The following is a 12,191-nucleotide window of genomic DNA, read 5'->3' as shown; positions in this document are numbered from 1 at the left end:
GAACGCATGCATCAGCGGATGCAGGTGCATCCAGAGATGATGGTCAGGCGCCGCTCCATCGTCGAACATCCCTTCGGCAACCTGAAGCAATGGATTTTGGGTAATGGTCGCTTCCTGCTCCGACAACTGCAGGGCGCTCGGACGGAAATGGCCCTGGCGGTCAACGCCTACAACCTGAAGCGTGCCATCAATGTGATGGGTGCCCGTCGGTTGATCGAGCTGTTGGGGTAAATCCCGCTTTCCATTTCCATGCTTCAAAAACACCAACGCCCCGAACCAGTCGGGGCGTTGGATTTTTCTGGCGTCAGTGCGTTTTCACACGCTCTGACTAGGCGGGGCTTTCTCGTAACGGACGCGATCAGAAACGCTCGATATCAGCCTTGGCTTCCAGCTGCTTGCGCAGCGCGGCGAAGTCCTGCTGGCCGGCACGCGACGCCAGGAAGTTACGGTACATGGCGAGCTCTTCGTCAGCCAGCGCCTCTTCCGGCACATTCACGCCATCGAGACGCAGCACTACGTAGTCGCCATTGTTCAGCGTCACGCCGGCGAAGGTGGGCTCGCCCGCCTTGTCTGGCTTGGGCATGCGGAACAGCGCCTGCAGCACTTTGGGCTCGATGCCGTCCTGGCTACGGGTGGCCGCCTCTTGAACCTGCCAATCAGCAGCAGACTGCTCACCGGCCTGGGCAGCAGCCAGTTGCTTCTCACCTTCGGCCTTGGCCGCGGCACTGGCACGCTCCTGCTGCAGATGGGCACGAATGCTTTCAGCGACCTGTTCCAGGGGCAGCTGCTCGGGCTTTTTGTGTTCCTTGACGCGTACGACAACCACGGTGCTCGGGTCCAGCTCGATGGTAGAGCTGTTGGTGCCGTCTTCCAGGACTTCAGGGCTGAAGGCAGCCTGCAGCACCTGACGGTTGGCAGTGATGCCAGTTGCACCACCCTCACGACCGAAGGCTTCGCTGGTCTTGACCTCGAGACCCAGCTCCTGGGCAGGCTGGGCCAGATCCGATGCCTCGAACGCGGCATCTTCCAGCTGTTTGGTCGCCTCGACGAAGCGCTGCTCGACCTGTTGCGCTTTGAAGTCACGCGCCAGCTTGTCCTTCAGGCTGTCGAAGCTTGGCACTTCTGGAGCCTGAACACCCAGCAGCTTGATCAGGTGCCAGCCGAACTCGCTCTGCACGGGCTCGGAAACCTGGCCCTGCTGCAGCGCATAGAGCGCCTCCTCGAAGGCCGGATCGTAAACGCCAGGGCCGGCGTAACCCAGATCACCGCCATCGGCAGCCGAACCTGGGTCCTGCGAGAACTCCTTGGCCAGGGCAGCGAAATCTTCGCCAGCGTCCACACGCGCCTTGATCTCTTCGATCTTGGTACGCGCGGCCTGGTCATCGCCCTCGATAAGGATGTGCGCAGCCTGACGCTGCTCTGCCAGGTTGGCGATCTCGCTCTCGTACAGCGGCTGCAGATCTTCATCGCTGACTTCGACCTGATCGAAGAAGCTGTCCTTATGCAGCTCGACGTACTCCAGCACGACCTGCTCAGGGCTCATGAACTCGCCAGCGTGCTCGTCGTAATAAGCATTGACGTCGCTGTCGCTCAACTCGATCGCAGCGCTATCGGCCTTGATGGTGAGACTGGCGAAGTCACGGGTCTGGCGCTCGAGATTGGCGAAGGCACGCGCCTCCTGCTCGGTGACGAAGCTGCTGGCGCCGAGACCGGCACGCAACTGCCCAATCAGCATTTCCTCTTCCAGCATCTGGCGGAACTGCAGGCGGGTGTAGCCCATCTGGCGAATGACCTGATCGAAGCGCGCGGCATCGAAGCGGCCATCTACCTGAAATTCGGGAGTTTGCAGAATCACCTGGTCCAGCGATCCCTGCGAGAAGGCGAAATGAGCATCACTGGCTGCCTGAAGCAGCAGCTTGCGCTCGATCAAACCCTTGAGCGAAGCCTCACGCAGCAGGTTGTCATCGAGCAGCGAGGCATCAAAATCGCGACCCAGTTGCTGCAGCAGCTGACGACGCTGCATCTCAACGGCCTGATTGAGCTCGTTGAGGGTAATGGTGTCACCGTTCACGTCAGCCGCATTGTTGCGATTGCTGGTCCCCGTGACGATGGCTTCGAAACCGGTAAACGCCATCAGCATCACAATGAGGCCGATGATGATTTTGGCAATCCAACCGCGTGAATTGTCCCTGATGTTTTGCAGCATGCTTCCCCCAGAACGACTGTACAGAGTCACCAGCCGCGCAGTGTGGGTAATGTCCAGATAGAAGAAAGGCGCATCCTTGGATGCGCCTTCTCGTAACGCGTTAAGCGGTCAGAGCAGAAGAGTCTAGGACTACCTGCGCTGCCCCCTAACAACCGCCAGACAGAGCCTGACGGCGAGGCAAACCCAGAAGACGCTTAGTTGACGGCGTCTTTCAGAGCCTTGCCAGCTTTGAAGCCTGGGATCTTGGCAGCAGCGATGCTGATCGGCTTGCCGGTCTGCGGGTTGCGACCAGTGCGAGCAGCACGCTCTTTGACAGCGAAGGTACCGAAGCCTACCAGCACAACGGAGTCACCAGCCTTCAGAGCGCCAGTGACGGATTCAATCACTGCATCCAGCGCGCGGCCAGCAACAGCTTTCGGGATATCAGCAGATGCAGCGATGGCATCGATCAGTTCCGACTTGTTCACTCTAAGTCCCCTTATTTCTGTTGAGTTTGTTTCTTGATTTTTAGTGTAAGCAAAGCGGGTGCTGGATGGCCTGCCGACACAATAAAAGCCGCTTTATAACAAGGGCTCAAAAATTGTGTCAAGGAAGCCCCCCGGCTAATGCGTGCTGATTCGCTCCTTGGAATCAGACTCGCGCTTGTCATCCGTTGCAACCATCTCCGGAGCCGCATCGGGCAAGGGCTCCGGGGCGTATTGCAGCGCAATTTGCAGGACCTCGTCAATCCATTTAACCGGTTTAATCTGCAGGTCTTGCTTAATATTTTCCGGAATTTCCTTCAGATCACGCACATTTTCTTCGGGAATGATCACGGTCTTGATCCCACCCCGATGAGCCGCCAGAAGTTTTTCCTTGAGACCACCGATGGCCAGCACCTGACCGCGCAGGGTGATTTCCCCGGTCATGGCCACGTCCGCCCGCACCGGAATCTGCGTCAGGGCCGATACCAGTGCCGTGCACAAACCGATGCCCGCGCTCGGTCCATCCTTGGGCGTGGCACCTTCGGGCATATGGATGTGAACGTCGCGCTTCTCGTTGAAATCAGCCGGGATCCCCAGGCTTTTCGCGCGACTGCGAACCACCGTCATGGCCGCCGTCATCGACTCTGCCATGACATCACCCAGCGAACCGGTCTTGATCAGATTACCCTTGCCAGGGACCACCGCCGTCTCGATGGTGAGCAGCTCACCGCCGACCTGAGTCCAAGCCAAACCGGTCACCTGACCGATCTGATCCTGCTGCTCGGCGAGGCCATAGCGATGCTTGCGCACACCCAGGAAGTGCTCCAGGGAGTCGGCGCTGACGGTGACCTGGAAGCGCTTCTCGCGTACATGCTCCTTGACCACCTTGCGGCAGACCTTGGCGATTTGTCGCTCCAGACTGCGCACACCAGCTTCACGCGTGTAGTAACGAATGATGTCGCGAATCGCCGACTCGTCGAACTCCAGCTCGCCCTTCTTCAGGCCGTTGGCCTGAATTTGCTTGGGCGCCAGGTATTTGATAGCGATGTTGACCTTCTCGTCCTCGGTGTAACCCGGCAGACGAATGACCTCCATCCGATCCAGCAGCGGGCCGGGGATGTTCATCGAGTTGGCGGTGCAAAGGAACATCACATCCGACAGGTCATAATCGACCTCCAGATAGTGATCGTTGAAATTATGGTTCTGCTCTGGGTCGAGGACTTCGAGCAATGCCGAGGCAGGATCGCCGCGCATGTCCTGGCCCATCTTGTCGATCTCGTCGAGCAGGAACAACGGGTTGCGCACGCCGACCTTGGTCATCTTCTGAATCAGGCGACCCGGCATCGAGCCGATGTAGGTACGGCGGTGCCCGCGAATCTCGGCCTCGTCACGCACGCCCCCGAGGGCCATGCGCACGAATTTGCGGTTGGTCGCGGTGGCGATGGACTCGGCCAGCGAGGTCTTGCCCACACCGGGCGGGCCGACCAGGCACAGCACCGGCCCCTTGAGCTTCTTCACCCGCTTCTGCACGGCGAGATATTCAAGAATGCGCTCCTTGACCTCCTCCAGACCGTAGTGATCGGCATCGAGAATGCTCTCGGCACGCGCCAGATCCAGTCGCACCTTGCTTTCGGCCTTCCACGGCACATTGACCAGCCAATCGATGTAGGAGCGCACCACAGTGGCTTCAGCGGACATCGGCGACATCTGCTTGAGCTTGTTCAGTTCGGCATTGGCCTTGGTCAAGGCTTCCTTGGTCAGCCCCGCGTTATCGATGCGCTTACGCAATTCGTCGAGCTCGCTATGGCCTTCATCGATATCGCCAAGCTCTTTCTGAATGGCCTTCATCTGCTCATTCAGGTAGTACTCGCGCTGACTGCGCTCCATCTGTTTCTTCACGCGACCGCGAATACGTTTCTCAACCTGTAGCAGGTCGATCTCGGCATCCAGCAGGGCCAGCACGTGCTCGACGCGAGCGGACAGCGAGGTAATTTCGAGGATTTCCTGCTTCTGCTCGATCTTCAGCGCCATGTGCGCGGCCATGGTGTCGACCAGACGGCTGGGCTCATCGATGCTGTTGAGCGAAGACAGGACTTCGGCCGGAACCTTCTTGCCCAGCTGCACGTACTGCTCGAACTGACTGAGCAGGCTGCGGGTGAAGACTTCCGATTCGCGCTCGGCAGTTTCGCCCTCCTCGATCAGTTGCACCTCGGCACGGCAATGATCTTCGAGATCGATGAAACGCTCGATCGAGCCGCGCTGCTCACCCTCGACCAGCACCTTGACGGTACCGTCGGGCAGCTTGAGCAATTGCAGGACGGTGGCGACGGTGCCAACGCGATACAGATCCTGATCATCCGGATCATCGACGGCCGGGTTCTTCTGGGCTACCAGCAGGATCTGCTTGTCACCCGTCATCGCCGCCTCGAGGGCCTCGATGGATTTCTCACGCCCGACGAAAAGCGGGATGACCATGTGCGGATAGACCACTACATCGCGCAATGGCAGGAGAGGCAATTCGATGGTTGTCTTCATGATTTCGGCTCAGCGGCGGCCTTAAGGCCGTAAACAGGCGGGATTACCCTTGGCTTTTAAGATGGGGGTAGCTCCCGTAAAAAACAAGCGCAATGTCCACAAAAGCGAAGGGGCCCGAGGGGCCCCTTCTTTGCAACGTATGACAGCCGTCAGGCGTCTGGCGCGGCCTTCGCCGGCGGCTCGCTGTTCTCGTAGATCAGCAGCGGCTTGGACGAACCCTCGATGACGCTCTCGTCGATCACCACCTTGCTCACGTCCTGCTGGGACGGGATCTCGTACATGGTGTCGAGCAGAATGCCCTCGAGAATCGAACGCAGGCCACGCGCACCAGTCTTGCGCTCCAGCGCCTTCTGCGCCACGGATTTCAGCGCATCGGAACGGAATTCCAGGTCCACCCCTTCCATCTCGAACAGCTTGGCGTACTGCTTGGTCAGTGCGTTCTTCGGCTCGGTGAGAATCTGCACCAGAGCAGCCTCGTCCAGCTCCTCCAGCGTCGCGATCACCGGCAGACGACCGACGAACTCAGGGATAAGACCAAATTTGACCAGATCGTCCGGCTCGACCTCTCGCAGAGACTCGCCGATCTTCTTGCCTTCCTGCTTGCTGCGCACTTCCGCACCGAAACCGATGCCGCCCTTGGTAGAGCGCGCCTGGATGACTTTCTCCAGGCCGGCGAATGCACCACCACAGATGAACAGGATGTTGCGCGTATCGACCTGCAGGAACTCCTGCTGCGGATGCTTGCGCCCGCCCTGCGGCGGAACCGAGGCCACAGTGCCCTCGATCAGCTTGAGCAGCGCCTGCTGCACGCCCTCGCCCGACACGTCACGAGTGATCGACGGGTTATCGGACTTGCGCGAGATCTTGTCGATTTCGTCGATGTAGACGATACCCATCTGGGCCTTCTCGACATCGTAATCGCACTTCTGCAGCAGCTTCTGAATGATGTTCTCGACATCCTCACCGACATAACCGGCTTCGGTCAGGGTGGTGGCGTCAGCGATGGTGAACGGCACGTTGAGCAGGCGTGCAAGCGTTTCGGCCAGCAGCGTCTTGCCCGAACCGGTCGGACCGATCAGCAGAATGTTGCTCTTGCCCAGCTCGACATCGTCTTTCTTGTCACGCTGATTGAGACGCTTGTAGTGGTTGTATACCGCTACCGACAGCACTTTCTTGGCGCGCTCCTGACCGATCACGTACTGATCGAGGATGCCGCTGATTTCCTTGGGTGCCGGGAGTTTGTGCGCGCTGCTCTCGGCCTGTGCTTCCTGCACCTCCTCGCGGATGATGTCATTGCACAGGTCGACGCATTCGTCGCAGATGAAGACGGAAGGACCGGCGATCAACTTGCGCACTTCATGCTGGCTTTTGCCGCAGAAGGAGCAATAAAGCAGTTTGCCGTTGTCCTCACCGTTACGGGTATCAGTCATTCGATCAATCCAATACGGTAGGCTTGAAACACAAGATGAAGGCAAATGCGGGCATTTTCAAGGGCGCAAGTCGCGCCAGTGAAGGATGCCCACAGCCGGCGCCTCATCTAGACCGGCATTTGACGCTTTTCATGGACGGCATCGACGAGACCGTATTCCACAGCGCGCGAAGCGCTCATGAAGTTGTCGCGATTGGTATCGCGCTCGATGGTTTCCAGGCTCTGGCCGGTATGCTGGGCCAGCAGCTCGTTCAGACGCTCACGAATGAAGAGGATTTCCTTGGCGTGGATCTCGATATCCGAGGCCTGGCCCTGGAAGCCGCCCAGCGGCTGGTGAATCATCACACGCGAGTTCGGCAGGCAGAAACGCTTGCCTTTGGCGCCGCCAGCCAGCAGGAAGGCCCCCATGCTGCAGGCCTGACCGATACAGGTGGTGGACACATCCGCCTTGATGAACTGCATGGTGTCGTAGATCGCCATGCCGGCAGTCACCGAGCCACCCGGCGAGTTGATGTACAGGTGAATGTCCTTGTCCGGATTCTCTGCTTCCAGAAACAGCAGCTGGGCGCAGATCAGGTTGGCCATGTAGTCCTCGACCTGGCCAACCAGAAAGATCACGCGCTCCTTGAGCAGACGCGAATAGATGTCGTAGGCACGCTCGCCACGAGCGGACTGCTCGATGACCATCGGCACCAGGCCGCCAGCGGCCTGGATTTCAGGCATGTTTTGCATAAAAGGATTGCGGGACATGTCTTGCGCTCACTCCCTAATAGTCATGTCTCAAATACGCATAAGCCAGCACGGAGGCTGGCTTATGGTGGTGTACTCGAACGAGGTTACCAGATCAGTCGGCTTTAGGAGCTTCCGCCGGCTTGACTGCGTCTTCGTAGGAAACCGCTTTATCGGTCACGTTGGCCTTCTGTAGAACAGTATCTACAACTTGCTCTTCCAGTACAACCGAACGCACTTCGTTCATTTGCTGGTCGTTCTTGTAGTACCAGGCAACGACCTGCTCGGGCTCCTGATAAGCCGAAGCCATTTCCTCGATCAGCTCGCGCACGCGGGCTTCGTCAGGCTTCAGTTCGAACTGCTTGACCACTTCGGCGACGATCAGGCCCAGCACCACACGGCGCTTGGCTTGCTCTTCGAACAGTTCGGCAGGCAGTTGGTCAGGCTTGATGTTGCCACCGAACTGCTGAACGGCCTGCACGCGCAGACGATTCACTTCATTGCCGATCAGCGCCTTCGGCACTTCGACCGGATTGGCAGCCAGCAGGCCGTCCATTACCTGGTTCTTGACCTTGGACTTGATGGCCTGACGCAGTTCACGCTCCATGTTCTTGCGAACTTCGGCGCGGAAGCCTTCCAGACCGCCATCCTTGATACCGAACAGGGCGAAGAACTCGTCGTTCAGCTCAGGCAGTTGCGGGGCGGAAACGCTGTTGACGGTAACAGTGAACTCAGCGGTTTTGCCGGCCAGGTCGAGGTTCTGGTAGTCCTCGGGGAAGGTCGGGTTGATCACGCGCTCTTCACCAGCCTTGACACCAACCAGGGCGTCTTCGAAGCCCGGGATCATGCGGCCGGAGCCCAGCACCAGCTGGGTGCCCTTGGCGCTGCCGCCAGCGAATGCTTCGCCGTCGATCTTGCCGACGAAATCGATGTTCAGCTGGTCGCCATTCTCGGCAGCGCGCTCAACAGTTTCGAAACGGGTGTTCTGCTTGCGCAGGATGTCGAGCATGTTGTCGACGTCGCTGTCAGCCACATCAGCTTCGAGGCGCTCGATGGCGATCGACTCGAAACCGGAAACCTGGAATTCGGGGAACACTTCGAAAGTAGCGACGTATTCCAGATCCTTGCCCTTCTCGAAGGACTTCGGCTCTACGGCCGGAGCGCCGGCCGGGTTCAGCTTCTGCTCGACCACAGCTTCATAGAAGGTAGCCTGGATCAGGTCGCCCAGGGCTTCCTGACGAGCGGCATCTTCATAGCGCTGACGAATCACGCTCATCGGCACCTTGCCAGGACGGAAGCCAGGAACCTTGGCACGACGGGCAGTCTGTTGCAGACGCTTGTTGACTTCGGTCTCGATGCGCTCGACGGGTACGCCGACAGTCATGCGGCGCTCAAGAGCAGAAGTGCTTTCAACAGAAACTTGCATGGATATTCCTCGTTGCACAGACATAAGCCGGCTCGAACCGGCCCCGAATCAAGGCCAAGCATTCTAGAGGGTCAATGTGCAGAAGTCACCCTAGAAGCAGGCGGCAGTCGGGAGGGGCTATATAAAGATGGTGCGGACGGAGAGACTCGAACTCTCACACCTTGCGGCGCCAGAACCTAAATCTGGTGTGTCTACCAATTCCACCACGTCCGCGTGGCTTTGCAGCTTAAAACAAAAACGCCAGGCTTTTGGCCTGGCGTTTTGGAATATGGGGTGGACGATGGGAATCGAACCCACGACACCAGGAGCCACAATCCTGTGCTCTACCAACTGAGCTACGCCCACCATATTGCATTGCTTACTCAACTTGCCTGACCGCCAAATGGCGCACCCGGCAGGACTCGAACCTGCGACCATCCGCTTAGAAGGCGGATGCTCTATCCAGCTGAGCTACGGGCACTTATCCATCCGCTAGCGCAGACTTACAAGCTTTTGGCTCCAACCTCACCACCAGGGCTTGGCTCTTGCCGCCTCACCCAGCGAGTGGCTGTTCCTGAGAAGCGGGGCGAATGTTATAGACGGCTCCCAACCTCGTCAACAGAAATTTTCAAAAAAATTCAGCGATTTAAAGGAGTTACGCGAAAACGACGGCAGGCGCCTTTGCCCAAGTGAGCGCCCATGCGAGAATGCGCGTCCTTTTTTCATCCTTATTAATGGTTAACCAGCGCAATGACCGCACAACTGATCGACGGCAAGGCGATCGCCGCCAGCCTCCGCCAGCAGATTGCCCAACGTGTCGCCGAACGCCGCCAGCAAGGCCTTCGTGCGCCAGGCCTGGCCGTGATCCTGGTCGGCACCGATCCCGCCTCCCAGGTCTATGTGTCACATAAACGCAAGGATTGCGAAGAAGTCGGCTTTGTTTCCCGCGCCTATGATCTGCCGGCAGAGACCAGCCAGGCCGATCTGCTCGCCCTGATCGACGAGCTCAACGAAGACCCGGCCATCGACGGCATCCTGGTACAGCTGCCGCTGCCGGAGAATCTCGACTCGTCCCTGCTGCTCGAACGCATTCGCCCAGATAAAGATGTGGACGGCTTCCATCCCTACAACATCGGCCGCCTGGCCCAGCGCATGCCGCTGCTGCGCCCCTGCACCCCCAAGGGCATCATGACCCTGCTGGAAAGCACCGGCGTCGATCTCTACGGCCTGCATGCAGTGGTAGTTGGGGCGTCCAATATCGTCGGCCGACCAATGGCCATGGAGTTGTTGCTGGCCGGTTGCACCGTGACCGTCACACACCGCTTCACCAAGGATCTGGCTGGCCACGTCGGCCAGGCCGATATCGTCGTGGTCGCTGCCGGCAAGCCTGGGCTGGTCAAGGGTGAGTGGATCAAGCCAGGCGCCATCGTCATCGATGTCGGCATCAACCGCCAGGAAGATGGCAAGCTGGTCGGCGACGTGGTGTACGAGACCGCCCTGCCCCGCGCTGGCTGGATCACCCCGGTTCCAGGCGGCGTTGGCCCAATGACCCGCGCAGGTCTCTTGGAGAACACCCTGCACGCGGCCGAGCATCTGCATAAATAAGCAGCGCTGCATAACGAACAACGGCACCCGAGGGTGCCGTTGTCGTTTCTGCCACCTAGATCAGTTGCGCGACTGCTCCCAGGACTTGAGCAACTCGTCATAGGCGATGGTTTCGCCTTTGGGTTTTTCGTTGGCCAGCTTGGGCTTCGGTGCACCGGGCTGGTCGAACCAGTACTGCGGATCACGCGGCTCGTTCAGCTTCGGCCCGCATTCACCCAGCACGCCGGAACGCTCCAGGCGACCGAGCATGGTGTCCTGCGCCGCGGCCAGGCCATCGAGCGCCTGCTGCGGGGTCTTGTCACCGCTGGCAGCTTCGGCGATGAACTGCCACCACAGCTGAGCCAGACGCGGATAGTCCGGTACGTTGGTGCCGGTCGGCGTCCACTGCACGCGCGCCGGGCTGCGGTAGAACTCCACCAGGCCACCGAGCTTGGGCGCGGCGTCGGTCATGGCCTGCGAGTTGATGTCCGACTCACGAATCGGCGTCAGGCCGACCAAGGTCTTCTTCAGCGACACGGTCTTGGATGTGACGAACTGGGCGTAGAGCCAGGCGGCCAGACGCTGCTTCTCCGGCGTGGACTTGAGGAAGGTCCAGGAACCGGCGTCCTGATAGCCGAGCTTCATGCCCTCCTCCCAGTACGGTCCTTTCGGCGAAGGCGCCATGCGCCACTTCGGCGTACCGTCTTCGTTGACCACCGGCAGGCCAGGTTTGGTCATGTCGGCGGTAAAAGCGGTGTACCAGAATATCTGCTGGGCGATGGCGCCCTGCGCCGGCACCGGCCCGGCCTCGGAGAAGGTCATGCCCTGAGCTTCCGGCGGCGCGTACTGACGCATCCAGTCAACGTACTTCTGCGTGGCGAACACGGCCGCCGGACCATTGGTATCGCCGCCACGGGCAACGCTGGAGCCTACCGGACGGCAGCCATCGACGCGAATGCCCCACTCGTCCACCGGCAAACCGTTGGGTAGGCCCTTGTCGCCGCCGCCGGCCATGGAGAACCAGGCATCGGTGAAACGCCAGCCCAGCGACGGGTCCTTCTTGCCGTAGTCCATGTGGCCGTAGACGCGCTGACCGTCGATTTCCTTGACGTGCACCGAGAAGAACTCGGCGATGTCCTCGTAGGCCGACCAGTTGACCGGCACGCCCAGCTCGTAGCCGTAGATCTCCTTGAACTTGGCCTTGAGCTCCGGGCGCTCGAACCAGTCGGCGCGGAACCAGTAGAGGTTGGCGAATTGCTGATCGGGCAATTGATACAGCTTGCCGTCCGGCCCGGTGGTAAAGGAAGTGCCGATGAAGTCTTCGAGATCCAGGGTCGGCGAAGTGAAGTCCTTGCCCTCGCCTTCGATCATGTCGCTGATCGCCACTGCCTTGCCGTAGCGCGCGTGGGTGCCGATCAGGTCGGAGTCGTTGACCCAACCGTCGTAGATGTTCTTGTCCGACTGCATCTGCGTCTGCAGCTTCTCGACCACGTCGCCTTCCTGCAGCAGGTCATGCTTGAGCTTGATCCCGGTGATCTCGCTGAAGGCCTTGGCCAGCACCTTGGACTCGTACTCGTGGGTGGTGATGGTTTCCGACACCACGCTGATGTTCATACCGCGGAACGGCTCGGCAGCCTTGATGAACCATTTCAGCTCTTCGAGCTGCTGCTCGGGCGTCAGGGTCGAGGGGTTGAACTCCTCGGCGATCCATTTCTTCGCGGCCTCTTCATAGGCATCCGCCCAGGCCGCACCGCTCAAACCGGACAACGCCAGCAAGGCGGCCAACGCCATGCTATGTCGGGTCTTGTTGTTATTGTCGAACATAGAGACCTCCATCTC

General features: G+C 59.5%; 9 protein-coding genes and 3 tRNA genes. 2 read left to right on the top strand and 10 right to left on the bottom strand.

All coding sequences use genetic code 11. The annotated features are described in order from the left end of the window. A partial coding sequence (locus BM186_RS24675; protein ID WP_139228007.1) for a transposase occupies nucleotides 1–231 on the top strand: 231 nt, incomplete at its 5' end. A gap of 127 nt (nucleotides 232–358) precedes the next feature. On the opposite strand, the gene BM186_RS24670 is transcribed toward BM186_RS24675, so the two are convergent. From BM186_RS24670 to BM186_RS24630, 9 genes are all read right to left on the bottom strand, one after another. Beyond that, on the bottom strand, nucleotides 359–2,206 hold the full coding sequence (locus BM186_RS24670) for a SurA N-terminal domain-containing protein (protein WP_074919022.1): 1,848 nt from the start codon (nucleotides 2,204–2,206) through the stop codon (nucleotides 359–361). A 194-nt stretch (nucleotides 2,207–2,400) separates the two neighbouring features. Further along, nucleotides 2,401–2,673, bottom strand: coding sequence for a nucleoid-associated protein HU-beta (gene hupB / locus BM186_RS24665; protein ID WP_003239952.1), 273 nt, complete (start codon nucleotides 2,671–2,673; stop codon nucleotides 2,401–2,403). 135 nt (nucleotides 2,674–2,808) lie between these two features. Beyond that, nucleotides 2,809–5,205 (bottom strand): endopeptidase La, encoded by a 2,397-nt coding sequence (gene lon, locus BM186_RS24660; protein ID WP_072423829.1) that lies wholly within the window; start codon nucleotides 5,203–5,205, stop codon nucleotides 2,809–2,811. Nucleotides 5,206–5,354: 149 nt separating this feature from the next. Beyond that, nucleotides 5,355–6,635, bottom strand: a complete 1,281-nt coding sequence (gene clpX / locus BM186_RS24655) for an ATP-dependent Clp protease ATP-binding subunit ClpX (protein ID WP_037000808.1) — start codon at nucleotides 6,633–6,635, stop codon at nucleotides 5,355–5,357. Between the two features lie 107 nt (nucleotides 6,636–6,742). Next, nucleotides 6,743–7,384, bottom strand: a complete 642-nt coding sequence (gene clpP / locus BM186_RS24650) for an ATP-dependent Clp endopeptidase proteolytic subunit ClpP (RefSeq protein WP_024308001.1) — start codon at nucleotides 7,382–7,384, stop codon at nucleotides 6,743–6,745. A gap of 94 nt (nucleotides 7,385–7,478) precedes the next feature. Continuing rightward, on the bottom strand, nucleotides 7,479–8,789 hold the full coding sequence (gene tig, locus BM186_RS24645; protein WP_072423828.1) for a trigger factor: 1,311 nt from the start codon (nucleotides 8,787–8,789) through the stop codon (nucleotides 7,479–7,481). A 128-nt stretch (nucleotides 8,790–8,917) separates the two neighbouring features. Next, a tRNA-Leu gene (locus BM186_RS24640) sits at nucleotides 8,918–9,002 on the bottom strand. Between the two features lie 56 nt (nucleotides 9,003–9,058). After that, nucleotides 9,059–9,134, bottom strand: a tRNA-His gene (locus BM186_RS24635). 38 nt (nucleotides 9,135–9,172) lie between these two features. Next, nucleotides 9,173–9,249 (bottom strand) — tRNA-Arg (locus tag BM186_RS24630). Between the two features lie 269 nt (nucleotides 9,250–9,518). Between BM186_RS24630 and folD the strand changes: the two genes are divergently transcribed. Then, nucleotides 9,519–10,373, top strand: a complete 855-nt coding sequence (gene folD / locus BM186_RS24625) for a bifunctional methylenetetrahydrofolate dehydrogenase/methenyltetrahydrofolate cyclohydrolase FolD (RefSeq protein ID WP_074919020.1) — start codon at nucleotides 9,519–9,521, stop codon at nucleotides 10,371–10,373. 60 nt (nucleotides 10,374–10,433) lie between these two features. On the opposite strand, the gene BM186_RS24620 is transcribed toward folD, so the two are convergent. Continuing rightward, nucleotides 10,434–12,176, bottom strand: a complete 1,743-nt coding sequence (locus tag BM186_RS24620; protein WP_074919018.1) for an ABC transporter substrate-binding protein — start codon at nucleotides 12,174–12,176, stop codon at nucleotides 10,434–10,436. Between the last annotated feature and the right edge of the window lie 15 nt (nucleotides 12,177–12,191).

The organism is Ectopseudomonas toyotomiensis (assembly GCF_900115695.1).
GTDB lineage: Bacteria > Pseudomonadota > Gammaproteobacteria > Pseudomonadales > Pseudomonadaceae > Aquipseudomonas > Aquipseudomonas toyotomiensis.
This window is presented reverse-complemented; position numbering and strand designations above follow the sequence as displayed.

Bases quoted from the DNA above. Each gene is read 5' to 3' on its own strand.
- lon (WP_072423829.1), bottom strand. From the start codon at position 5,205: ATGAAGACAACCATCGAATTGCCTCTCCTGCCATTGCGCGATGTAGTG.
- tig (WP_072423828.1), bottom strand. From the start codon at position 8,789: ATGCAAGTTTCTGTTGAAAGCACTTCTGCTCTTGAGCGCCGCATGACT.
- folD (WP_074919020.1), top strand. From the start codon at position 9,519: ATGACCGCACAACTGATCGACGGCAAGGCGATCGCCGCCAGCCTCCGC.
- BM186_RS24620 (WP_074919018.1), bottom strand. From the start codon at position 12,176: ATGTTCGACAATAACAACAAGACCCGACATAGCATGGCGTTGGCCGCC.
- BM186_RS24670 (WP_074919022.1), bottom strand. From the start codon at position 2,206: ATGCTGCAAAACATCAGGGACAATTCACGCGGTTGGATTGCCAAAATC.
- clpX (WP_037000808.1), bottom strand. From the start codon at position 6,635: ATGACTGATACCCGTAACGGTGAGGACAACGGCAAACTGCTTTATTGC.
- clpP (WP_024308001.1), bottom strand. From the start codon at position 7,384: ATGTCCCGCAATCCTTTTATGCAAAACATGCCTGAAATCCAGGCCGCT.